The organism is Nonomuraea sp. NPDC050404, from assembly GCF_040655495.1.
In the GTDB taxonomy this organism is placed as follows: Bacteria; Actinomycetota; Actinomycetes; order Streptosporangiales; family Streptosporangiaceae; genus Nonomuraea.
The window spans coordinates 222,387-245,826 of record NZ_JBFAKB010000013.1 but is presented as its reverse complement, the minus strand read 5'-3'; the positions used below and the strand labels follow the sequence as shown (position 1 = coordinate 245,826).

The following is a 23,440-nucleotide window of genomic DNA, read 5'->3' as shown; positions in this document are numbered from 1 at the left end:
TAAGCCGCTATATCGACTATACGAGCGAAATATCCCGGCTTTCCCGGTCGCGCGCCACCAGTTCGTCGCGAACCCGCGCACCACCGGGCTCCGGCGGCGGCGCGCCCGTGAGGTCGCCGTTCAGCGGGTGGCCGGGGTGATCAGCTTGTGCAGGCTGTGCAGGCACAACCGGAGCGACTCGTGCTTGGACGCCCCGTCCTTGGTGTGCCGCCACGCCGCGTACAGCAGGTGCCAGACGATCTCCGCCACCCACGACGGCGACAACTCCTGGTCGATGGCGCCCTCCCGGTGCCCGCGCTCGACGACCCGCCGCATGGCGCGGTCGGCGTCGTTCTCCTCCTCCCACTCCGAGCCGGTGATCAGCTGCGGCTCGCTGAACAGCAGCAGTACGACGTCGCCGAGCTCGAACAACTCCTGGCACAGCCGGTCGAGGGCCTCCGCCGCCGAGCCCGTGTCCAGGTCGGCGCGCTCGGCGCCCAAGGCGAACCGCTCCAGGGCGTCCTGGCTGATCGCCTCCAGCAGGTCGGCGCGCTCGGCGAAGTAGCGGTGCACGGTGGTACGGCTGACGCCGGCGGCGTCGGCGATGTCGCTGAGCGAGGCGGCCGAGTCGACGCCCAGCACCTCCACGGCGGCCCTGATGATCGCCTGCCTCGTCCGTGACCGGACCCGGCTCTCCAACCTGCGGCGCTCGACAACCATGCGAAACATATACCACGCACCACCAGAACAGAACTCGCTTGACATTTTTTGGGGCAGAAGTGTTCCATTTTGGTGTCGGAAGCACCAATACTTAGCAGTAGTGTCCCGATCGGAGAGCCAGATGTATAGCGAGTCCCCCGCACCCGAGATCCTGCGCTCGCATGGCCGCCGCCTGGCCTCGGTGATCGTGATCGGCGGCGGGCAGTCGGGCCTGGCGGCGGCGTACGCGCTGCGCGAGCACGGATTCCGCCCCGTCATCCTGGAAGCGGGCAAGGAGCCGGTCGGGTCGTGGCCGCGCTACTACGACAGCCTCAGCCTGTTCACCCCGGCCCGCATCAACGCGCTGCCCGGCCTGCCCTTCCCCGGCGACCCCAACGGCTTCCCCACGCGCGACGAGGTCGTGGACTACCTGCGGGCCTACGCCGCCCGCCTCGACTGCGAGATCCTCACCGGCCGGCGGGTGACCTCGGTGGCGGCGGACGGGGGCGGCTTCGCCGTACAGACGCGGGACGGCAGTACGCACACGGCGCCTTTCGTGGTCGCGGCGACGGGCGCGTTCGACAACCCCCACCGCCCCGACCTGCCCGGCCTGGCAGGCTACACCGGGACGGTGCTGCACTCGTCCGACTACCGCAACCCGGACGACTACAAGGGGCAGCGCGTCGTCGTCGTGGGAGCGGCGACCTCGGCCGTGCAGATCGCCGTCGAACTCGCCGGGCACGCCCGCGTCACCCTGGCCACCCGCAAGCCGGTGGTCTTCTACAACAACAAGCCGACGCCGGGCGACTCACGTTTCTGGACCGTGGCCGGCAAGCTCGGCCGGGTGCCGACCGGCCGCCTCTTCCCCCAGCACACGATCCACAACGGCACGGGCGGGGTGCTGGAGACCGGCGGGTACGCGGACGCGCTCGCCAGCGGCAACCCCGACCGCAGGGAGATGTTCACCCGCGCGGACGGCACCCGCCTGCACTGGCCCGCCCACCCCGCGGAGCATGTGGACACCGTCATCCTGGCCACCGGCTACCGCTGGGCGATGCACTACCTGCGGCCCATCGGCGCACTGAACGCCGACGGCGTGCCCATGCAGCGGGCCGGCCTGTCCACCACCCATCCCGGCCTGGCCATCGTGGGCCTGCAGGGGCAGTACTCGTTGTTCTCCGGATCGCTGGCGGGGGCCGGCCCGGACGCCCGCCACGTCGCCCGCCGCCTGCGCCGCCAGGCCGCCGCCCAGCTCGCGAGGCGCACCAGACTCGGCGCGTAGCGCGAGAACGGCTGTCCCGCCGCCCTCGGGAACCGCTGAGAGCGGCCGTTCCGCCGCCCTCGGGAACCGCTGATAACGGCTGTCCCGCCGCCGCCGTCAGGAACCGAGGCGGCGCAGGTAGGCGTCGCGGGAGGGGAGGAGGTGGGCGCGGCAGGTCTCGGCGAGCAGGTCGGTGTCCTGCTCGGCCAGGGCGCGGATCATGGTCTGGTGCTCGGCCCTGGCCTGCCGCATGAACTCGGCGGAGGTCACGGTGACCGAGCGGATGGCGTGGGCCAGCTGGGCGTGCGTGCGGATCGCCGCGACCAGCGCCGCGTTGTCGGACAGGGCGAAGAGGGCCTGGTGGAAGGCCATGTTGGCGCGTACGACGGCGCGTAGCTCACCCGCCTCGACGGCGGCGTCGTGCCGTTCCTGGATGACGGCCAGTTCGGCCAGGCGGTCGGCGGCCACCGGGAAGGCGATCATGCGGGCGCAGTGCACCTCCAGCAGTTCGCGCACCGCGTAGATGTCGCGCACGTCCTTGGCGGTGAACGCCTTGACGAAAGCCCCCACGTTGGGTTTGCGCTCGACCAGCCCGCGGCTCTCCAGGTCCTGCAGCGCGCGCCGTACGACGTGGCGCTTGGCTTCGAAGCGGGCCATCAGCTCGTCCTCGACGAGCCGCTCCCTGGGGTAGCGCAGACCGAGGACGATCTCCTCCTCGATCAGGTCGGCGACATCCGGCCGGGTCACGGTCACAGAGCAATCATCTCGCAGCATTTGTCCAGATGTGGGGTGACGTGGTTCACTGTCCGGAATATTATCGCCAACATTATCAATAATGGAGTTGTGCCATGACGGCCGAGCCCGCCGGGATGCGCGGCAACCTCGTCAACTACGGTGACGAGGAGTTCGCTCTCTTCCTGCGCAAGGCGTTCATCAAGGGCGCCGGATACACCGATGACGCGCTGGACCGCACCGTGGTGGGCGTGGTCGACACCGGCAGCGGATTCAACCCCTGCCACGGCAACATGCCGCAGCTCGTCGAGGCGGTGAAGCGCGGCGTGATGCTGGCCGGCGGCTTCCCCGTGGAGTTCCCGACGATCTCGCTGCACGAGAGCTTCACGTACCCGACCAGCATGTTCCTGCGCAACCTCATGTCGATGGACACCGAGGAGATGATCAGGGCGCTGCCGGTGGACGCGGTCGTCCTCATCGGCGGTTGCGACAAGACCGTGCCCGCCCAGCTCATGGGCGCGGCCTCGGCGGGCAAGCCGGCCATCCAGCTCGTCACCGGCTCGATGCTGACCGGCTCGCACCGTGGCCGTACGGTCGGCGCGTGCACCGACTGCCGCGCGTTCTGGGGCCGCTACCGGGCCGAAGAGATCGACGACGAGGAGATCGCCGAGGTCAACGGCAGGCTGGTGGGCAGCGTCGGCACCTGCTCGGTGGCGGGCACGGCGAGCACGATGGCCTGCGTCGCGGAGGCCGCGGGCATCGCGCTGCCCGGCAGCGCCACCCCGCCCGCGGTGACCGCCGACCGGATGCGGATCGCCGAGCTCACCGGCCGCCGCGCGGTCGAGCTGGCCGCCGAGGGCCTGACCGTCGACAAGATCCTGACCCAGGAGGCGTTCGAGAACGCGCTGCGCGTGCTGCTCGCCCTCGGCGGCTCGACCAACGGCCTGGTGCACCTGGCCGCGATCGCCGGCCGCCTCGGCTTCTCCCTCGACCTCGACCTGTTCGACCAGATGAGCAGGGAGACCCCCGTCCTGGTCAACCTCAAGCCGGCGGGCAGCCACTACATGGAGGACCTGCACCGGGCGGGCGGCGTACCGCAACTGCTGAACCAGCTCCGTGACCTGCTCAACCTCGACGCGCTCACGGTCACCGGCCGCACCCTGGGGGAGGAGCTCGACAACGCGCCCGCGGCGTTCCCGCAGGACGTCATCAGGACCAGGCAGGACCCGATCTACCCGGCCGGCGGCATCGCCGTGCTGCGCGGCAACCTCGCCCCGGGCGGCGCGATCATCAAGCAGGCCGCCGCGAACCCGGACCTGCTGGAGCACACCGGACGCGCGGTCGTCTTCGAGAACGCGGCCGACCTGGCCGCCCGCATCGACTCCGAGGACCTCGACGTGGCCGCGGACGACATCCTGGTGCTGAAGAACATCGGCCCGATCGGGGCGCCGGGCATGCCGGAGGCCGGCTACATCCCGATTCCGCGCAAGCTGGCCAGGCAGGGCGTGAAGGACATGGTCCGCATCTCCGACGGCCGCATGTCCGGCACCGCCGCCGGCACGATCGTGCTGCACGTCTCGCCGGAGGCGGCAGCGGGTGGAACGCTCCAGCACGTACGGGACGGCGACCTGATCAGGCTCAGCGTCGCCGACCGGGTGTTGCGGCTCGAAGTGCCCGACGCCGAGCTGACCCGGCGCGCCGAGCAGCACTCCGCGCGGCCCGCGCCCCGGCCGGGACGCGGCTACCGCAAGCTCTACGTGGATGAGGTCACCCAGGCGGAAGAGGGCTGCGACTTCCGATTCCTGCAGGCGGAGACCCCCCGCGGCACCGTTCCCCGCGCCGCCGGCTGACCTCTCAGGAGCCCCCCTTGGACACCACCACCTGGACGCTCATCGCCGCCGTGTTCGCGATCGCGGTGCTGCTCCTGCTCGTCATCAAGTTCAAGTTCCAGGAATTCCTCGCGCTGCTGGTGACCAGCATCCTGTTCGGCCTCGCCGTGGGCATGGGGCCGGACAAGCTGATGGAGGTCGTCGTGGACGAGATGGGCGGCGGCCTCGGCCAGCTCGCCCTGGTGATCGGACTCGGCGCCATCTTCGGCACCGTGCTACAGCAGTCCGGCGCCGCCGAACGTATCGCCACCACGCTGGCCGGCCGCTTCTCCGACCGCAACATCGCCTACGGCCTCGGCCTGGCCGGCTTCCTGGTCGCGATCTCGGTCTACATCGACGTGGCGATCGTCATCCTGGTCCCGATGTTGTACGGCGTCGCCAAACGGACCGGCAAGTCCCTGCTGTACTACGGCATCCCGCTGTGCGCCGGCCTGAGCTGCGCCTACACGTTCATGCCGCCCGCACCCGGGCCGCTGGCCGCCACCGGCATCCTCAAGGCCGACCTCGGCCTGGTCATCATGTTCGGCGTCATCTGCGGCATCCCCGCCGTCCTCGTGGGCGGCCCGCTGTTCGGCCGCTTCATCAGCAAGCGCATCTTCGTGCCCGTCCCCGAGGAACTGGACGCCGCGGCCGATCACGCCGGCGAGGACTCACCGCGGCTGCCGAGCTTCGCCTCGGTGCTGGGCGCCCTGATGTTGCCGCTGGTGCTGATCGTGCTCGGCACGATCGGCAAGAACGCGCTCGCCGAGGGTACGGCGGCGCGCACGGTCCTCACCTTCATCGGCCACCCGGTCATCGCCCTGCTGCTCACCGCCCTCTACACGTTGTGGTTCTTCGGCGTACGGCGCGGCCTGCCCCCCGACCGGCTGCAGAAGATGGCCACCGCCGCGCTCGCCCCCGCCGGCATGATCATCCTGGTCACCGGGGCCGGCAGCGTCTTCGGCGGTGTCCTGGTCGAGTCGGGGCTGGGCGAGGTGATGGCGGCGGCGATGAAGAACGCCGGCATCCCGCTGGTGTTGTTCGGCTTCCTGGTCTCTTCGGTGATGCGGATCTGCCAGGGCTCCGGCATGGTCGCCATGGTCACCGGCGCGACCTTCACCGCGCCGCTGGCCCAGGCCATGCAGGCGAGCCCGGCGATGGTCGCGCTGACCTCCATCGCGATCGCCTGCGGCGGCGCGGCGTACTCGCACGTCAACGACTCCGGCTTCTGGATGGCCAACCGCTACTTCGGCATGTCGGTCGCCGACACGCTGAAGTCGTGGACGGTCATGAAGACCACGGTCGGGCTGACGGGCTTCGCCGCGGTCCTCGTCCTGAGCGCCTTCGTGACCTAGAGGATGCCTTCGTCACCTAGAGGATGAAGGTGAACAGCGGCGAGCCCGGCGGGATGCGTTCGACGGTGAGCGGGCCGGCCTTCATGCGGACCAGCAGGCTGTCGAGATCGCCGGCCTGTTCGAGCTCGATGCCGACGAGCGCGGGGCCGGTCTCGCGGTTGTTCTTCTTGACGTACTCGAAGGCGATGATGTCCTCGCCCTCACCCAGGACCTCATCCAGGAAGTGGCGCAGCGCGCCGGGCCGCTGCGGGAAGGTGACCAGGAAGTAGTGCCGCAGCCCGATGTGCACGAGGGAACGTTCGAGCACCTCGTTGTACCGGCTGACGTCGTTGTTGCCGCCCGACACCACGCACACCACGGGACCCTGCGAGGCGGGCGGCAGCAGCTCGCGGGCCGCCGCGCCGGCCAGCGCCCCGGCGGGTTCGGCGATGATGCCGTCGGTCTGGTAGAGATCCAGCATCTCGGTGCAGATCGCACCCTCATCGACCGCGACGACCTCGTCCACCAGGTCCTTGACCAGCGGGAAGGTGGTCTCGCCCACCCGGCCGACGGCGGCGCCGTCCACGAAGGTGTCCAGCTCGGGCAGGGCGAGGGGCCCGCCGTGGTCGAGGGCGGCGCGCATGCTGGCCGCTCCGGCGGGCTCGGCGCCCACGATGCGGGTGGCGGGGGAGTGCTCGCGCAGCCAGACGGCGATGCCGCTGATCAGGCCGCCGCCGCCGACCGGGACGACCACGGTGCCCGGCTTGTCGCCGCACTGCGTCAGGAGCTCCAGGCCGACCGTGCCCTGCCCGGCCATCGTCCTGACGTCGTCGAACGGGTGCACGTAGACGGTTCCGGACAGATCGCTGTCGGCGTGCGCGGCGCTGCTCGCCTCGTCGTAGCTGCCGCCGCCGACCACGACCTCCACCCGGTCGCCGCCGAGCGCCGCGATGCGCTCACGCTTCTGCCGTGGCGTGGTGGACGGGACGTACACGCGACCGCTGATCCCCAGGCGCGCGCAGGCGAACGCGACGCCCTGCCCGTGGTTGCCGGCGCTCGCGCAGACCACGCCGCGCCGCCGTTCCTCCTCGGTGAGCGAGGCGATCAGGTTGAACGCGCCGCGCACCTTGTAGGAGCGGCAGACCTGCGCGTCCTCGCGCTTGAGCAGCACCTGGCCGCCGAGCAGGCCGGACAGCCGCTCGTTGGGCTCCAGCGCGGTACGGCGGATCACCGGCCGCAACCTGTCGGCCGCCTGGCTGATCATCGCGGCGGTTAGGCGGTTGCTCATGGACACTCCTGGCACAACGATCCCACCAGGCCATGCTATTCCTGCCGCGCTCCCCGCTCAGCCAGAACCGCCCAGCTCACGCCGGTAGGCGTCCAGGACGAGGCCGTGGAAATGGTGGACCGCGTGCTCCGACAACCCGGACCCGGCGGGGTCGTACACGATCTTCCCCTGGGTGAACGCGGGCGTGCGCATCCCGCGTTGCACGCTCTCCACCAGGGCGATGTCCTCGACCTGGAGCACCTCGTCGATGTAACGGATGCTGTCCTGCTCGGCCGCGTCGGGCTCGGCGGTCTCCAGGTAGAAGTCCCACGTCTCACGGGTGCGCTCGGGTCCGACGGGGATGATCTGCAACACCATGAAGTTCCCGCGCCCGGGATAGCGCAGCAGGCAGGTGCTGGGCCACAACCACCAGACCGCGTGCTCGGTGACCGTCGCCCCCGACACGTCGTAGGCGGAGTTCTCCGTCGCGCCCGCGCGCGCCATGTGACTGGAGTAGATCCCGTACGTGGTCACCTGGTACGTGCTCATGTCCACCAGGGACACGAAGTCCTTGTGCGCCACGTGGCAGTGGTAGCACTCCAGGAAGTTGTCCACGACGTTCTTCCAGTTGGAGGCGATGTCGTAGGTGAGCCGGCGGGCCAGGGTGAGCTTGGCCACGTCCGGCGCCCGCTCCTCGATCTCCGCCGCCAGCCTCCCGCTCTGCACCTCCAGCGGGGCCGCACCGGGGTCGAGGTTGACGTAGACCATGCCGGCGAACTCGGCGACCTGGATCCGGTCCAGGCACACCGCGCCGGCGTCGAACTCCGGCATGCCGCCGGTGTTGCGGGCCCGCCGCAACCGTCCGCTCAGGTCGTAGGTCCAGGCGTGGTACGGGCACACGATGCCGCGCCGGACCCCGGAACCGGACAGCAGTTCGTGCGCCCGGTGCTTGCACACGTTGTAGAACGCCCGCAGCGTGCCGGCCTCGTCCCGGACGGCGACGATCGGCATGCCCGCCACCGTGCCCGTCACGTAGCTCCCGGGCTCCCGCAGCTTCTCCACGTGGCACAACCACTGCCACGTACGGGCGAAGATGGCTCGCTGGTCGACGTCGAACCACTTCGGATCGGTGTAGGCGTCGGCGTGCAACGACATCGACCGCGCGGGATCGGGGTCGTATCCGGCGGAGATCTGGTCGAAGGCGGGGGTCACCGTACCTCCAGGGTCACGATGAGACTAATAATCAAGATGGTCGTGGTTCAAGGAGTTTGCGCGGCGGCCGGCAATCCGATAGATATTTCGGCCACGACATCTGAGAGGAGGGATAAGCCCATGACGTCCATGATCACTGCGCTTGTTTCCTCCCGGGGCGCGACCCGCGTCTGACCCCGGAACGGACAGGCGCCTCCATCGGAGAGTGCTTTGACCGTGAACCTGAACGACCTGACCATCCGCCCGATCACCGGGCGCGACGAACTCGACCTCTTCTCCCGCCTGCCCTACGTCCTGAACGACGAACTGGCCGACGACCTGGACGCCGGCCGCCGCCGGCCGGAATGGTTGTGGGTCGCCCTGCGCGGCGACCACCTGCTGGCCAGGGCCGCCTGGTGGGGCCGGACCGGCGAGGACACACCCTCCCTGCTGGACGTCTTCGACCTCGACGACAGCGTCCCGGATCGGGTGGACGCCGGCGTGCGGCTGCTGCGGACCGCCATGGCCGGCGTCGTCCCGGCGGGGGCCCGGCCGCCCGCGTACATCCGCAACATCCCACCCGACTGGCGCGAAGTCGTGGCGGCCGAGTGCGTCGTCAAGGACCGCATGGCCGCGCTGGAACGGACCGGCGCCCGCCTGTTCGTCGAACGGCTGCGCCTGGAGTGGCGTCCGGGGACGCCGATCCCCGGGCCGGGCGGGCGCCTGGCGTTCCGGCCGGTCCGCGACACCGAGGAGATCATCCACCTGATGACGCTGGTCCTGGACGGGACGCTCGACGCGCACAGCAGGGACGACCTGACCCGGATGTCCGCCCGCGAGGCGGCCGTACGGCACTACGAGGACGAACTCGCGCACTACCGCAGCCCGCGGGACTGGTGGCGGATCGCGACCCTGCCGGACGGCGAGCCGGTGGGGTTCGTCACCCCGGCCCGCAATGACTACAACCCCGTCATCGGCTACCTCGCCGTGCTGCCCGCGCACCGGGGCAACGGCTACATCGACGAGATCCTCGCCGAAGGCACCCGCATTCTCGCCGCGCAGGACGTGCCGCGCATCAGGGCGGCCACGGATCTCGGCAACACTCCCATGGCTGACGCCTTCCGTCGCGCCGGATACTTCGATTTTGAGCGAACAATTCATATGACCTGGAACTGAGCCGGGAAATGGGCGGGGAAGACCTCCCCGCCCAGCTCAGCCACCCTTCAGACGAACTTCTGGAGCGAAATCGTGCCGGGGATGATTTCGTGCGGGCGATCGTTCAAACGACGGGGGTGAAGGGGATGATTTTTCGTAATGTGGGGCCTGAGGAGCTGGCGGAGCAGGGGGAGGCCCACCGCCTGGAAGGGCGGCACGCCGAGGCGATCGACTGTTTCACGCGGGCCATCGAGCTCGCTCCCGAATACGCCTACGCACTGGGTTCGCGCGGTCAGGCGTACAAGGCGCTGAGGCATGACGCGCAGGCACTGGCGGACCTGGACCGTGCGATCGCACTCGACCCCGGACTGCAGTGGGTCTGGGGTGAGCGAGGAGCCCTTCGCTACCGGTTGGAAGATTACCGGGACGCTCTCGCGGATCTGGACAAGGCGCTCGAACTCGGTGACGAGGACTCTTTCATCCGGCGCTATCGCGGGCTGGCCTGCTGGCTGCTGGACCGGGACGAGGAGGCGCTCGCCGAGCTGACCCGGGCCATCGAGCTAGATGGCGACGACGTCATGGCGCACTACGACAGAGGCAGGATGCACGCGTTCGCGGAGCGGTACGAGCCGGCGCTCGCCGACTTCGACCGCGCCTTCGAACTGGACCCCGAGTATGTGTCCACCTTGGTGGAACGCGGTCGCGTCAACCGGCTCCTGGAGCGCATGGAGGAGGCGCTGGCCGATTTCACCCGGGCGATCAGGCTCAGCCCTGACCACGTCGGGGCCCACCTCGGACGGTCGCGGGCTTTCGCCATGATCGGCAGGTGCCCAGAGGCGATCATGGATCTGACCCGTGTGATCGACCTCGAACCGGATCATCTCAGCGCACATGTCGAACGCTCTCTCATGTTCAGCGGCGTCGAGAATCACGGGGAGGCGCTCGCCGACCTGAACCGCGCCATCGAGCTCCGCCCCGACTTCGACACGTCCTACCTGTACCGTGGCGACGTCTACTCTGAGCTGGGTCGTCACGACGAGGCGATGGCTGACTACGACCACTACATCGCCCGCGTTCCCGACGACGGTGACGGGTATCGCGAGCGCGGCTGCCTCTACGAGCGACTGGGCCGTACCGAGGACGCTCTGGCGGATCTGAACCGCGCCATCGAGCTCGACCCCGATGACGCCAAGGCGTACGAGGAGCGGGGAGGCATTTGCTGGGACGACCGCCAGGAGGAGGCGGTGCGGGACTACACCCGGGCGATCGAGCTGGAGCCGGACCGCTATTGGAGTTACACCGGGCGCGCCGCTCTGCTGGACGCGGTGGGACGCGGTGAGGAGGCCCTGGCCGACCTCACCACGGCGATCGAACTCGGCCTCGAGACGGCCTACGCCTACAAGGCCCGCGGTCGTGTCCACTGGGTCCTGGGAAGAGAGCCGGAGGCACTCGCGGACCTGGACCGGGCGATCGAACTCGACCCGGAGCAGGCGGACGCGCGCCTGTTTCGCAGCGAGGTCCTGTACTTCCAGGACCGCGACGAGGAGGCGCTGTCCGAGCTGGACAAGGCGATCGCTCGCGGAAATGACGGCGTCGCCTTCATCCTGCTGCGCGGTACCGTGCTGAAGGACATGTGCCGCTACGCGGAGGCGCTGACCGACCTCGACCGGGCGGTCGCGCTCGACCCCACCAGCAGCGAGGCGTACACCGAGCGAGGCGATGCGTACTTCTATCTCGAACGCTACGAGAGCGCGCTGGCCGACCTGGACCGGGCGATCGAGCTCGACCCGGACAACGGCTCCGCCCTGCGCAAGCGCGGGCTCACCCACTCCGTGCTGGATCGCGACGAGGAGGCGTGCGCGGACCTGACCAGGGCCGTCGAGCTCGGTGACGACACGACCCTGCTGTACCTGGTGCGCGGCCAGTCCTACGCGTCGATGGAGATGCACGACGAAGCGGTAGCTGATTACAACCGTGCCCTCGAACGGGATCCGGGCTATGCGCGTGCCCTCGTCTCCCGCGCCTTCACCTACGTTGACCTGCACCGCTACGAGGAGGCACTCGCGGACCTCGACAGGGCGATCGAGCTGAACCCGGACCTCGACGTGGCCGTGTCGCTCCGCGACCAGGTGTTTCTGCTGTGTCTCGGTCCCGCCGAGATGTTCGCGCTGGGCGCGCACGCCCTGGTGATGGGTACGTGGTCGCACGCGGCCGAGGATCCCGGGGAGTTCGTCGAGGCCCTGGACGGCTGGGCGAACCTGTGGAAGATCGCCGCGGACGAGGAGGCGTGCGCCAAGGAACTCGAAACCCTCAGCCAGGAGATCTCGGAGGACCCCGGCGATGTGGTCGCACTGGCGTCCCGGGCGCTGCTGCACCGCGCGGCCGGCCGCTACCGGGCGGTGCTGGCGGATCTCGATGAGGTCCTGCGCATCGAGCCGGAGCGCGACTGGGCCCGCGGCCTCAGGCGGGCGGCCCAGTTCGACGGCGGGCGGCCCGAGGAGGAGGATGCCGAGTTCGACTGGGCGTACCGGCTCTACCACCTGGGGCTGCCGAGCTCCCTCGAGGTGATGTACGCGATCGCGTTGTCGGAAGAGCCCGAATATCTGACCGCCGCCATGCGCGTGGAACTGCTGCGCAAGGAGCGGCGGATCGTCCCGGGAAGCGAGGATGCCGCCGCCGGGTTGCTGGAGGTGGCCCGGTCATACGCGTACCTGGGGCTGGAGGAGGAGATGGAGAGGGCGCACGCGCGGGCTCGCCTGGAGCCGGACTACGAGGCGGCGAAACCCGCGTGCGTCGCCGCTGCCAGGGACGCCGTGGAGAAGGCGGCGGAAAGTGGCGCGGAGTTCCCGCACAGCCGCAGGCTGAAGCGCCTTCTCGCATTGCTGCTCGAGTGAGAGCCCTTGCCCGCCTTACGCTCGTAAGGGTACTGTCCTTACAAGCGTAAGGCCGACATGGGCGGGGTGTGTTTGTGCGGACGACTTCCATTGCCGGTGTGCTGATCATCGTGGGCATGATTGCCGGGCTGCTGAGCGTTGTACCCGTCCTTGAGGACCCTCGCCATCTCGACCTCATAGCCGCGCACGAGGGTCAGATCCTCACCGGTGCGGCGGCCCAGTTCGTCATGATCCCCGCGTATCTCGGGTTCGCCCTGTGCCTCTATCCGGCGTTACGGAGGGCGAATGAAGCCCTCAGCCTGGGCTTCGTCGGATTCAGGCTGATCGCGGCGACCTTCCACTTCGTCGGCGTGATCCTCCTGCCCCTGTTCCTCGTGCCCGGTCAGGAGCCGGCCGTGGGCGAGCTGCTGCGGACGGCCCGCGACCTGGTCAATCATGTCGCGTTGATCATCGCGCTGAGTCTCGGCGATCTGCTGCTCTTCGCCGTTCTCTACCGGTCGAGGTATATCCCTCGCTGGTTGTCGGTGTGGGGACTTCTCGGGGCCGCATTCGCCATGTCGGCAAGCTTCCTGGTGTTGTTCGGGCTGACCGAGGTCGTCACCCCGCTCTACCTGGGCATGAATGTGCCCCCGGCCCTGCACGGCCTGGTCCTGGCCGTGTGGCTGCTGGTGAAAGGCTTCGACGAGCGCCGGGTGGCCGGGGCCGCCGGTCTGACGGCTCCCGGCCACGCAGGGCACTATGCGGCGTAGGTCTCGAATTCGGCGACCCTGGGCGCGCCGGTCGAGCCGGTGATCCTGAAGGTGATCTTGCTCAGGGAGGTCGGGGTGAAGGTGATGGTGCCCGCCCCGCTGCCTGACTTCAGCACGGCGCCGTTGCCGGCGTTGACGAGTTGCCAGGACCCGATGCCGCCCGCAGAGCCGGACGGCTCACGGATGACGACCCTGGAGACCGTCGTGGCCGAGCCCCACTTGATCGAGATGTCACCGGTCGAGCCGGCCGGCGACCAGTAGGTGCTCGCGTCGCCGTCGCGCACGTTGCCGTAGCTCGTGCCACTGGCCTTGCTGGAGCCGTCGGAGCCGGCCCCGATGCTGAGGTTGGTCCCGGTCGGAGGCGGGGTGATGGTCGGGGTCACCGTCGGGGTGACGGTCGGAGTGGCCGTGGGGGTCTGCGGCGTGCAGTTGCCGTTCGACACCTGCAGCCCCTTGTTGGCGCCCGCCGTCTGCCGGACGATGGCCGGCACGCAACTGGCCCCGTCGAGGCCGTAGGAGTACGGGATGCTGACGGTGGTGTTGGACTGCGGGTTCGGCCCGGCGGGGTTGTTGTCGCTGCCGGGGCTGGACCAGGTCACGTTGTCGAAGATGTTGCCGCCGACCTGCCAGTAGCCGGCCTCGTCGGTGTAGAAGGTGCCGAGAACGTCCTTGGAGTCCTCGAAGTAGTTGTTGTCCACCTTGGCGCGGGCGCCGGCCCTGGAGTTGATGCCGGACTCGTGCAGGTTCACGTAGTGGTTGTTGTACATGTGGGCGATGCCGCCGCGCAGCAGGGGAGTGCGGGAGTCGATGTTCTCGTACAGGTTGTGGTGGAAGGTGACGAAGCCGTTGGAGCGGTCGCTCTCGCTGGAGCCGATGAGCCCGCCACGGCCGGAGTTGCGCAGGGTGCTGTAGGACAGGGTGACGTACTGGGTGTCGTCCTTCATGTCGAACAGGCCGTCGAAGCCCTCCGACTCGCCGCCCGACGCCTCCAGGGTGAGGTGGTCGGCCCACACGTTGCGCACGCCGCTCTCCATGCCGATGGCGTCGCCGCCGTTGGACGTGGGCGAGCCCGACTTCTTGACGTTCCGGATGGTCACGTTCTGGATGATGATGTTGCTGGACTCGCGGATGTGGATGCCCAGCTGGTCGAAGACGGCCCCGCTGCCGACGCCGATGATCGTGACGTTGCTGATCTGCTTCAGCTCGATCACGCCGGCTGCGGTGTTGCAGCTGTCGCCGGACACCTTCGTGGTGTTGCCGTGATTGATGGTCCCCTCGACCTGGATGGTGATCGGGGTGCTGCTGCTGGCCCGGCTGCACAGGGCCGCGTGGATCGCGGTGCCCGTGGTGGCCCGTACCGTCTGCCCGCCCGCGCCGCCGGTGGTCCCGCCGTTGCCGGTCGCGAAGCCGGTGGCGCTGCCGGCCGCCGCCGACGCCTGGAACACCGGAATGGCCACGCCGACCGCCGCCGCGGTGGCCACGGCGGCGAGTGCGGCTCCGAGCCGCAACCCGGCCACTCGTCTCTTCCTGTCGAACCTGCTCTCCACAGCCGAAACTCCTTGCTGGTCCGGCAGGCCCGATTGACCTGCGCTCCGGATTCCCCCCAGCGAGTGCGCACCGCTCACGCGCCACCGTAGGAAAGCGCTTTCCGGGTGTCAATGCGCGCTGAAACTTTCATTTCGAGCCCGTAAGGGGTTCTACCTGGCAGTTCGCGAAATCCACGTAGTGGACCGTCTGATGCCTCTTTCGCCGGTGACCGGCAGGACATATAAGTAAGTATCTAGTTCGTTCGTTAGGAAGGTGAGACGGCTATGCTCACCGCCGACCACGGCATGACGACTCCTGCCGGACGCCGCTCCACGAGCCCTCCGCTCGCGCTCGCGACGGCCTGCCTGTCCGGCACCCTGGAGGACAAGCTCGCGGCCGCCGCCGCGGCGGGCTTCCACGGGATCGAGATCTACGAGGGCGACCTCATCGTGTGCGACTGGTCGCCGCGCCGGATCCGGCAGGAGTGCGCGGAACTCGGCCTGGCGATCCACCTCTACCAGCCGTTCCACGACTTCGAGGCGGTACCGCCGGAGATCTTCGACGCCAACCTCCGCAGGGCGGAACGGAAGTTCGACGTGCTGGAGCAACTCGGCGCGAACACGCTGGCGGTCTGCTCCACCACCTCCGCGAACGCCCTCGACGACGACGACCTCGCCGCGGAGCAACTGCACACGCTGGCCGGCCGGGCCGCGCGGCGCGGCCTGCGCATCGCCTACGAGGGCCTGGCCTGGGGCCGGTTCGTCAACACCATCGAACACGCCTGGCAGATCGTACGGCGCGCCGGCCATCCCGCGCTCGGCCTGTGCCTCGACAGCTTCCACATGTTCGCCCGCGGCGACGACCCCGCCCGGATCCGGGCCGTGCCCGGTGCCAAGATCTTCCACCTGCAACTCGCCGACGCGCCGCCCCCGCACCTGGACGTGCTCGAATGGAGCGAGCACCACCGGTTGTTCCCTGGCCAGGGCGTTTTCGACGTGGCCGGCTTCGTCGGCCACGTGCTGGCCACCGGGTACGACGGCCCGCTCTCGGTCGAGGTGTTCAACGACGTCTGTCGGCAGGCCGATCCCCGCCATGTCGCCGTGGACGCGATGCGCTCGCTGCTGTCGCTGGAGGAGACGGTCGGCACGCTCGGCCCGGTGGCGGCCCGCGAGCGCATCCGGCCGACCGGCCTGCCGCCCGCTCCCCGGCTCGACGGCCACGTGTTCACCGAACTGGCCGTGGACGAGATCTCCGGCCCGATCGTCGCGCGGGCGCTCGCCGCGCTCGGCTTCACTCACACCGGCCGGCACCGCTCCAAGCCGGTGCAGCTGTGGTCGCAGGGCAGGGCCCGGCTGCTGCTGAACTACGCGCCGCAGCGGACGGTGGCGGCCGGCACCGCGGCCATCTGCGCGCTGGCGGTGGAGAGCGCCGACCCGGCCGGCTCGGCCCGGCGCGCCGAACGGCTGCTCGCGCCCGTCTTACCGCGCGCCAGGCAGGCCGAGGAGGCCGACCTCGCCTCCGTGGCGGCCCCCGACGGAACCGCCATCTTCTTCTGCCGTACGGGCGGCGACGACAGTTGGCTGCACGACTTCGTTCCCACCGGCAGTGCGGGCGACGACGGCCGGTTGCACGACCTCGCTCTCACCGGTCGTACGGCTCGTGGCGACGGCCTGTTGATCGGCACAGACCATGTCTCGCTCACCGAGTCGGTCGACGACTTCGACCAGACCGCGCTCTTCTACCGGGCGGTGCTCGGCCTGCGGGCGACGCGGACCACCACGCTGCCCGCGCCGTTCGGGCTGATCCACAGCCGCGCCGCGACCGACCCGGAGCAGCACGTACGGATCAGCCTCAACACCGCGCCGCTACGGCGGGGCGACTGGTCGCCGGCGGTGCCGAGCCCCCAGCACATCGCCTTCACCACCGGCGACGCGATCGCGAGCGCCAGGGCGCTGCGGGCACTCGGCGCACCGCTGCTGAACATCCCCGACAACTACTACGACGATCTCGACGCCCGCCTGGCGCTGCCTGAGCGGCTGCTCACCGCGTTACGGCAGCACTCCATCCTGTACGACCGCGACCAGCACGGCGAGTACCTGCACTTCTACACCGAGATGCTCGGCGCGCGGATCTTCTTCGAGGTGGTGCAGCGGATCGGCGGCTACTCCGGCTACGGCGCGCGCGACAGTGCGGCGGTACGCATGGCCGCACACCGCAGACGCCGCCTGACCACCCTGAAGGAGACACCCTCCCCGGCCGGCGGCGGCCGGGGGCACGACTACTCGCTGGCACACCTGACGGCGCTGAGCCTGACGCCGCCCGAACTGGTGAGCGCCGCCGCCGACGCGGGCTACCGCTATGTGGGCCTGCGCATGACCCGCGTCACCCCGCACGAGCCGCACCACCCCCTCGCCACCGACCCCGCGCTGATGCGGGCGACCAAGGTCCGGCTCGCGGCCACCGGCATCGAGGTGCTCGACATCGAGCTCGCCCGGATCCCGCCCGAGGACGACCCCGCGAACTTCCTGCGCTTCCTGGAGGCCGGAGCCGAACTCGGGGCCCGCCACGTCATCACCCAGCTCCCTGACCCGGACTTCGCCCGCAAGGCAGACCGGTTCGCGCGGCTGTGCGAGCTGGCCAGGCCGCTCGGCCTCACCGTCGACCTGGAGTTCCCGTCGTGGACCCAGACGCCCGACCTCACCGAGGCCGTCCGCGTCCTGCGGGCCGCCCGCCAGCCCAACGCGGGCATCCTCATCGACCTGATCCACTTCGCCCGCTCCGGCTCCAGCGTGGCCGAACTCCGCGACCTGCCACCCGAGTGGTTCCGCTTCGCCCACGTCTGCGACGCGCCGGCCGAGGTGCCGGCCACGCAGGAGGGGATCATCCATGCCGCCCGTTTCGAGCGGCTGTTCCCCGGTGAGGGCGGCATCGACGTGCACGGCATCCTCGCCGCCCTGCCACCGGGGATCCCGTACGCGCTGGAGATCCCCCGAGCCACACTGGTGGCGCAGGTGGGCGCCAAGGAGCACGCCCGCCTCGCGATCACCGCGGCCCGCCGCCACCTCGACACCATCGCCCGGCGAACGGGCCCGACCGAGGCGGCATAGCCCGTTCAGGAGGCGTGATCGTCGGTGTCGATGGCGGTGTCGATGGCGGGGGTGATGACGGGGGCGGGGGCGTGGGCGATGGCGTGGGCGATGGTGCGGGCCGTCTCCTCCGCCGCCAGGAAGCACCGATGGATCGAGCCGCCGCTGCCACCCGCGTCCCCGATCACATGGACACCGAGCCGCGGTCGCCGGGCCTCGCAGGCCGCGAGCAGGTCGGTGCGGGGAAGGACGCCATGGGAGATCAGCAGGGGCCCGGCCACGGGCCGCCACTCTTCGCGGCATCCGGACCGGATGAGCAGACGATCGGGTTCGATGGCCGAGATGGTGGACGTCGCGAGGAAGCGCACCTTCGGGTTGCCGGTGAGCCTCGGTAGCATGATGATCTTGGCACGGCGGCCGACCTCGGGGGCGAGGCTCGGCTGGGAGCCGATGAGCAGCACCTCGGCCCCGGCCGTGGCGAGATGGTCGGCGACGGCGACGCCCTCACGGTCGGCGCCCCAGATGACGCAGGCGCGCGGAACGTCCGCATCGAGGGCGGCCCGGCCGCGCACGTCGGAATCGAGGGTGGGCCGGTCGCGCACGTCGAATTCGAGGGCGAGCCAGTCGCGCACGTCGAGGACGTGGGGCAGCCGGACGCCCGGGACCTCCGGCAGGTGGCCGGTGCCGCCGGTGGCCAGCACGATGGCGTCCGCCTCGTGCCGCGCCAGCACCTCCTCTGTGACGGTGACGCCGGTGCGGACGGTGACGCCGAGCCGGTCCAGTTCGGCGGTGTGCCACTGCAGGATGCGGTGATATTCCGGATAGGCGGCCAGGCGGCAGGCGAGCGCGAACCGGCCGCCGACGTGACCCGCGCGCTCCAGCACCCGCACCCGCAGCCCTTGCCCGGCCAGCAGCCGCGCCGCTTCGAGCCCGGCCGGACCGGCCCCGACCACCAGCACCGACGCCCTCTTCCCGACGGCGCTCGGCGCGCCGAGATACTCGCGGCCCGCCATGGTGTTGACCGAGCAGGGGATCGGCTCACCGGTGCCGAGCCGGTCGATGCAGAGGTTGCAGGCGATGCACGGCCGGTAGGACCCGCCGGTGAGGGCGTGGCGGGGAAAGTCGGGGTCGGCGTGGAGCGTCCTGGCCAGCGAGACGAAGTCCGCCAGGCCGCCGGCCACGATCGCCTCCGCGCTGTCCGGGGTGCTGATCCGCCCGGCGACGCCGACCGGCAACCCCAGCGCACGGTACGGCGCGGCGTACGGGGCGAGCAGGCCGCGCTCCCACTCACCGGGCTGGATGATCCACTGCCCCGCCTCGTAGGAGCCGGCGGAGACGTCGAGGAAGTCCAGCAGGTCCAGGCGGGCGCGGGAGATCAGCTCGAAGGTGCTCCCGGCGGTCAGGCCGCCCTCGACGCCTTCGTGCGCGGAGATCCGCAGGCCCACGGCCACGTCGGCGCCCGCCCGGAGCCGCACCGCCTCGATGACCAGGTCGAGGAAGCGGAGGGGGTCGGCGAACTCGTCGGTACGCAGGTTGCGGGCGGGGGAGAGGAACTGGTGCACGAGATAGCCGTGCGCGCCATGGATCGAGATCACCTCCACGCCCGCCTCGCGGCAGCGGCGCGCGCCTTCCGCGTACGCTTCGACCAGCTCGTACACCTCCCCGGTCGGCAGCTCGCGCGGCAGTTCACCACCGGCGGGCAGGCACGGGATGGGGGAGGGGCGACCGGCTGGAACCCGCTGACCGCACCCTGAGCCGTGCGGCCCCCGTGATTCAGCTCGACCCCGAACAGTGCGCCCCCGGCCCGCACGGCGGCGGCCAGCCGGGCGAGGCCGGGAACGCGGGCGTCCATGTCCACGCCCAGCTGACGCAGCCGCCCCTTGCCGTCCGCGCGGACGTAGGCGGCCTCGGCGAACACCAGGGCCGCCCCGCCGCGCGCCCGCCGGGCCAGGTACTCGACGTAGCGGGAGGTCACGCTGCCGTCGATCTCGCAGTAGTTGCGTTCCATCGGCGCGGAGACGAACCGGTTGCGCAGTCGCACGGGCCCCAGAACCAAGGGCCGCCCGAGACCGTCGCCGCGCCCGCCCGGGAGCTGCGGATCGACTATGGGCCGCCGGTCACGGGGCACCCTCTCACCTGCCTGTCTCAAGCATTCGGCCGCGAGTACGGACTGGATAGTTAACAAAGCTGCGCCAACGGCACCAGGAAGTCAAGGAGGTGCTAGCCAGCTAACTCACTAGTACGTACATTAGGAGAGCCATGTTCGCGATGGCCCGCGCCGACGCTCACGTACCTGCTTCGAAAGGGAGAAGCGATGGATTCCTTCCTGGTCGGATTGATCGGCTCGGGCATCGGCCCCTCCCTGAGCCCGCCGCTGCACGAGCAGGAAGCCGTGCACCACGGCCTGCACTACGTCTACCGGCTGCTCGACATCGACCGGGTGGGCGGCGACGTGGGCGAACTGGTCCGTACGGCCAGGCGTTTCGGCTACGACGGGCTCAACGTCACCCACCCCTGCAAGCGGGACGTCATCCCGCACCTGGACGAGCTGTCGCCGGACGCCCGCATGCTCGGCGCGGTCAACACCGTGGTGTTCGACGGTGAGCGGGCCATCGGGCACAACACCGACTGGACGGGTTTCGCCGAGTCGTTCGCGCGGGGCCTGCCGGACGCGCCCGCCCACCACATCGTGCAGCTCGGCGCGGGCGGAGCGGGGGCGGCGGTCGCGCACGCGCTGCTCACGATGGGTGCCGACCGGATCACGGTGGCGGACTCCGACCCCGCGCGGGCGCGCGCCCTGACCGGTGAGCTGGCCGCGCGCTTCGGCGCAGAACGGGCCAGCCACGCCAGGCCGTCCGAGCTGCCGGAGCTGCTGGCCGGGGCGGATGGGCTGGTGCACGCCACCCCGACCGGTATGGCCCACCATCCGGGCATGCCGCTGCCCGCCGAGCTGCTGCGTCCCGGCCTGTGGGTGGCCGACATCGTGTACCGGCCGCTGGAGACCGAGCTGCTCAAGCAGGCGCGGGCGCTCGGCTGCCGGACGCTGGACGGTGGCGGCATGGTCGTCTTCCAGGCCGTGCACGCGTTCAGGCTGTTCACGGGCCGGGAGCCGGACGCCGAGCGAATGCTCGCCCATCTGACCGACCTGATCACCGTCTGAGCCCGAAATGAGCCGTCCGAAACGAGCCGCATGAAGCGGGCCGCCTGAAGCGGGCCGTCCGAAGGAGGAGAGCGTGCGTAAGTCCATCGCGACCGTGTCGGTGAGCGGCACCCTGATGGAGAAGCTGGAGGCCATCGCGGCCGCCGGGTTCGACGGAGTGGAGATCTTCGAGAACGACCTGCTGACCTGCCCGCTGCCGCCGGAGGAGGTCCGGGCCAGGGCCGCCGACCTGGGCCTCGGCATCGATCTCTACCAGCCCTTCCGCGACTTCGAGGGCGTGCCGGCCGAGGTGCTGGCGGGCAACCTGCGCCGGGCCGAGCACAAGTTCCGCCTCATGGAACGCCTAGGCGCGGACCTGCTGCTGGTCTGCTCGAACATCTCGCCCGCCGCGATCGGCGACGACGAACTGGCCGCCGGGCAGTTGCGGCTGCTGGCCGAGCGGGCCGCCGAGTACGGGATCCGCATCGCCTACGAGGCGCTGGCCTGGGGCCGGCACGTCAACGAGTACCTGCACGCCTGGCGCATCGTCCGCCTGGCCGACCACCCGAACCTGGGCACCTGCCTGGACAGTTTCCACATCCTGTCGCGCGGCTCCGACCCGGTCGGCATCGAGGCCATCCCCGGTGAGAAGATCTTCTTCCTGCAGCTCGCCGACGCGCCGCTGCTGGCCATGGACGTGTTGCAGTGGAGCCGCCACTACCGCTGCTTCCCCGGGCAGGGCAACTTCGACCTGGCCGGGCTCGTCGCCAGCGTGCTGCGTACGGGCTACGCGGGGCCGCTGTCGCTGGAGGTGTTCAACGACGTCTTCCGCCAGGCGTCCACGGAGCGCACCGCGCTGGACGGCATGCGCTCGCTCATCGGCCTGGAGCGGGAGCTGCACGGCATGACGCATCCGGCCGTGCCCGCCGGGTTCGCCTTCGCCGAGTTGGCCGACACCGGCTCGCTCGGTGGGATGCTGGGAGCGCTCGGCTTCGCGCGTACCGGGACGCATCCCACCAAACCGGTCGAGCTGTGGGAACAAGGCGGCGCGCGACTGCTGCTCAACGCCACGGGCGACGACCCGAAACTGATCGCCATCGGCCTGGACAGCCCGGACCCCGCAGGCGCGGCCAAACACGCCGAGTCGCTGCTCTCGCCGATCCTGCCCCGCGAGCGCACCCCGGAAGAGGCCAGGCTGGAGGCGGTGGCCGCGCCGGACGGCACCGAGATCTTCTTCTGCGACGACGCCTGGCTCGCCGACTTCGCCTCCTCGGGCCCGGTGCCGGGACAAGCGGAAGGGCCGGCGCCAGGGCAGGTGGAGGGGGCGGCGGAGGGGCCGGTGCCGGGGCCGGTCACCGGCATCGACCATGTGGCGCTCGCCCAGCCCTGGCACTACTTCGACGAGGCGGCGCTGTTCTACCGGGGCGTGCTGGGGCTGCGCCCGCAGGAGAGCCTGGAGTTGCCCGACCCGTACGGCCTGCTGCGCAGCAAGGCCATGTCCAGCCCCGACGGGGCGGTGCGCGTGGTGGTCAACATCGCCCAGGTCGGCGCCGACCACCTCCCGTGGCAGCACGTCGCGCTGGCCTGCGACGACGTCATGGCCGTCGCCCGCAGGCTGCGAAGAGAACATCCGGAGCTGCTGCTGCCGATCCCCGGCAACTACTACGACGACCTGGAGGCCCGCCACGAGGTCGATCCCGAGCTGCGCCGCCTCGGCGTGCTCTACGACCGGGACGAGCACGGCGAGTTCCTGCACGTCTACACCGTCACCGCGGGCCGGGTCTTCTTCGAGATCGTCCAGCGGATCGGCGGCTACCAGGGCTACGGCGCCGGCAACGCCCCCATCCGCCTCGCGGTGCAACATGCCGCAGGTCACTAGGATGGCCGGGTGACCTCCGCGCCCGAACGCCAGCGGGACCCCGACCGTACCAAGGCCGAGATCCTGGAGGTCGCCCAGCAGGATTTCGCCCGGCACGGCTACGCGGGGGCGCGGGTGGACGAGATCGCCGCCCGCATGCGCACGACCAAGCGCATGATCTACTACTACTTCGGCAGCAAGGAGCGGCTCTACATCGCCGTCCTGGAGAAGGCGTACGCCGAGGTCCGCGAGATGGAGCGGGCGATCGAGGTGGAGCACCTGGCCCCCGTGGAGGCCATCCGCACCCTGGCCGAGCTCACCTTCGACCACCACGACCTGCACCGCGACTTCATCAAGCTGGTCACGATCGAGAACATCCACCGGGCCGAGTACATCCGCAAGTCGCACGCGCTGGCCAACCTGGGCACGCCCGTGCTCGACCTCATCGAGGCGATCCTCGACGCGGGCACGGCGCGCGGCGACTTCGTCACCGAGGCCGACGCAATAGACGTGCACATGCTGATCAGCTCGCTCTGCTTCTTCAGGGTGGCCAACCAGCACACCTTCGGCGCGTTGTTCGGGCGGGACCTGACCGCGCCGGAGCACCGGGCCCGGTTGCGCACGATGGTGGGGGATACGGTCGTGGCCTATCTATGGGGTTCGGGCGCCTGATCCCATTCCAAATGCCTAAATACGGGAGA

17 protein-coding genes are annotated in these 23,440 nt (G+C 70.2%); 10 read left to right on the top strand and 7 right to left on the bottom strand.

Features of this window, described 5'->3' with window-relative positions; genetic code table 11:
• Positions 1-120: 120 nt before the first annotated feature.
• Entirely contained in the window at positions 121-699 is a 579-nt protein-coding gene (locus AB0I81_RS33915; protein ID WP_360665043.1) for a helix-turn-helix domain-containing protein, read from the bottom strand.
• 121 nt (positions 700-820) lie between these two features.
• On the opposite strand from AB0I81_RS33915, the gene AB0I81_RS33910 reads away from it, so the two are divergent.
• Positions 821-1,960 carry an NAD(P)/FAD-dependent oxidoreductase gene (locus AB0I81_RS33910; protein ID WP_360665040.1) on the top strand — a complete coding sequence of 380 codons (1,140 nt, stop codon included), beginning with the start codon at positions 821-823 and terminating at the stop codon, positions 1,958-1,960.
• 96 nt (positions 1,961-2,056) lie between these two features.
• Here AB0I81_RS33910 and AB0I81_RS33905 read toward each other — a convergent pair whose 3' ends face one another.
• Positions 2,057-2,692 carry a GntR family transcriptional regulator gene (locus AB0I81_RS33905; protein WP_360665038.1) on the bottom strand — a complete coding sequence of 212 codons (636 nt, stop codon included), beginning with the start codon at positions 2,690-2,692 and terminating at the stop codon, positions 2,057-2,059.
• 95 nt (positions 2,693-2,787) lie between these two features.
• Here AB0I81_RS33905 and AB0I81_RS33900 point away from each other — a divergent pair, with 95 nt between their 5' ends.
• Both AB0I81_RS33900 and AB0I81_RS33895 read left to right on the top strand, forming a co-directional pair.
• A complete protein-coding gene (locus tag AB0I81_RS33900; RefSeq protein WP_360665036.1) occupies positions 2,788-4,521 on the top strand; it encodes an IlvD/Edd family dehydratase in 1,734 nt (577 codons plus the stop codon).
• Positions 4,522-4,538: 17 nt separating this feature from the next.
• Positions 4,539-5,894: a gluconate:H+ symporter gene (locus AB0I81_RS33895; protein ID WP_360665033.1), complete on the top strand. Its 1,356-nt coding sequence runs from the start codon at positions 4,539-4,541 to the stop codon at positions 5,892-5,894.
• Between the two features lie 16 nt (positions 5,895-5,910).
• On the opposite strand, the gene ilvA is transcribed toward AB0I81_RS33895, so the two are convergent.
• Both ilvA and AB0I81_RS33885 read right to left on the bottom strand, forming a co-directional pair.
• Positions 5,911-7,161: a threonine ammonia-lyase IlvA gene (gene ilvA / locus AB0I81_RS33890; RefSeq protein WP_360665030.1), complete on the bottom strand. Its 1,251-nt coding sequence runs from the start codon at positions 7,159-7,161 to the stop codon at positions 5,911-5,913.
• A 57-nt stretch (positions 7,162-7,218) separates the two neighbouring features.
• Positions 7,219-8,352 (bottom strand): ring-hydroxylating oxygenase subunit alpha, encoded by a 1,134-nt coding sequence (locus AB0I81_RS33885; protein ID WP_360665027.1) that lies wholly within the window; start codon positions 8,350-8,352, stop codon positions 7,219-7,221.
• 216 nt (positions 8,353-8,568) lie between these two features.
• Between AB0I81_RS33885 and AB0I81_RS33880 the strand changes: the two genes are divergently transcribed.
• The 3 genes from AB0I81_RS33880 (at position 8,569) to AB0I81_RS33870 (ending at position 13,129) form a co-directional block, all read left to right on the top strand.
• The gene (locus AB0I81_RS33880; RefSeq protein ID WP_360665407.1) at positions 8,569-9,507 is read left to right on the top strand and encodes a GNAT family N-acetyltransferase; all 939 of its coding nucleotides are present in this window, start codon (positions 8,569-8,571) and stop codon (positions 9,505-9,507) included.
• 125 nt (positions 9,508-9,632) lie between these two features.
• Positions 9,633-12,380: a tetratricopeptide repeat protein gene (locus AB0I81_RS33875; RefSeq protein ID WP_360665024.1), complete on the top strand. Its 2,748-nt coding sequence runs from the start codon at positions 9,633-9,635 to the stop codon at positions 12,378-12,380.
• 98 nt (positions 12,381-12,478) lie between these two features.
• The gene (locus AB0I81_RS33870) at positions 12,479-13,129 is read left to right on the top strand and encodes a DUF4386 domain-containing protein (protein ID WP_360665020.1); all 651 of its coding nucleotides are present in this window, start codon (positions 12,479-12,481) and stop codon (positions 13,127-13,129) included.
• Here the strand turns inward: AB0I81_RS33870 and AB0I81_RS33865 are convergent.
• Positions 13,117-14,676, bottom strand: coding sequence for a polysaccharide lyase family 1 protein (locus tag AB0I81_RS33865; protein WP_360665017.1), 1,560 nt, complete (start codon positions 14,674-14,676; stop codon positions 13,117-13,119). The genes AB0I81_RS33870 and AB0I81_RS33865 overlap by 13 nt on opposite strands.
• Before the next feature lie 264 nt (positions 14,677-14,940).
• Between AB0I81_RS33865 and AB0I81_RS33860 the strand changes: the two genes are divergently transcribed.
• The gene (locus AB0I81_RS33860; RefSeq protein WP_360665014.1) at positions 14,941-17,763 is read left to right on the top strand and encodes a TIM barrel protein; all 2,823 of its coding nucleotides are present in this window, start codon (positions 14,941-14,943) and stop codon (positions 17,761-17,763) included.
• A 5-nt stretch (positions 17,764-17,768) separates the two neighbouring features.
• Here AB0I81_RS33860 and AB0I81_RS33855 read toward each other — a convergent pair whose 3' ends face one another.
• Complete coding sequence (locus AB0I81_RS33855) at positions 17,769-19,400, bottom strand: FAD-dependent oxidoreductase (protein ID WP_360665011.1); 1,632 nt, start codon at positions 19,398-19,400, stop codon at positions 17,769-17,771.
• Complete coding sequence (locus tag AB0I81_RS33850; protein ID WP_360665009.1) at positions 19,334-19,870, bottom strand: hypothetical protein; 537 nt, start codon at positions 19,868-19,870, stop codon at positions 19,334-19,336. Before AB0I81_RS33850 ends, AB0I81_RS33855 begins: the two co-directional genes overlap by 67 nt.
• A gap of 186 nt (positions 19,871-20,056) precedes the next feature.
• On the opposite strand from AB0I81_RS33850, the gene AB0I81_RS33845 reads away from it, so the two are divergent.
• From AB0I81_RS33845 to AB0I81_RS33835, 3 genes are all read left to right on the top strand, one after another.
• Positions 20,057-20,902, top strand: coding sequence for a shikimate dehydrogenase (locus tag AB0I81_RS33845; RefSeq protein ID WP_360665006.1), 846 nt, complete (start codon positions 20,057-20,059; stop codon positions 20,900-20,902).
• A 73-nt stretch (positions 20,903-20,975) separates the two neighbouring features.
• Positions 20,976-22,760 (top strand): TIM barrel protein, encoded by a 1,785-nt coding sequence (locus tag AB0I81_RS33840; RefSeq protein ID WP_360665003.1) that lies wholly within the window; start codon positions 20,976-20,978, stop codon positions 22,758-22,760.
• A gap of 9 nt (positions 22,761-22,769) precedes the next feature.
• Positions 22,770-23,411 (top strand): TetR/AcrR family transcriptional regulator, encoded by a 642-nt coding sequence (locus tag AB0I81_RS33835; RefSeq protein WP_360665000.1) that lies wholly within the window; start codon positions 22,770-22,772, stop codon positions 23,409-23,411.
• The last annotated feature ends 29 nt before the right edge of the window (positions 23,412-23,440 follow it).

What these genes read in the sequence shown, in the direction of transcription:
- AB0I81_RS33910 (WP_360665040.1), top strand. Translation starts at nt 821, where the DNA reads ATGTATAGCGAGTCCCCCGCACCCGAGATCCTGCGCTCGCATGGCCGC.
- AB0I81_RS33915 (WP_360665043.1), bottom strand. Translation starts at nt 699, where the DNA reads ATGGTTGTCGAGCGCCGCAGGTTGGAGAGCCGGGTCCGGTCACGGACG.
- AB0I81_RS33900 (WP_360665036.1), top strand. Translation starts at nt 2,788, where the DNA reads ATGACGGCCGAGCCCGCCGGGATGCGCGGCAACCTCGTCAACTACGGT.
- AB0I81_RS33875 (WP_360665024.1), top strand. Translation starts at nt 9,633, where the DNA reads ATGATTTTTCGTAATGTGGGGCCTGAGGAGCTGGCGGAGCAGGGGGAG.
- AB0I81_RS33845 (WP_360665006.1), top strand. Translation starts at nt 20,057, where the DNA reads ATGGATTCCTTCCTGGTCGGATTGATCGGCTCGGGCATCGGCCCCTCC.
- AB0I81_RS33860 (WP_360665014.1), top strand. Translation starts at nt 14,941, where the DNA reads ATGCTCACCGCCGACCACGGCATGACGACTCCTGCCGGACGCCGCTCC.
- ilvA (WP_360665030.1), bottom strand. Translation starts at nt 7,161, where the DNA reads ATGAGCAACCGCCTAACCGCCGCGATGATCAGCCAGGCGGCCGACAGG.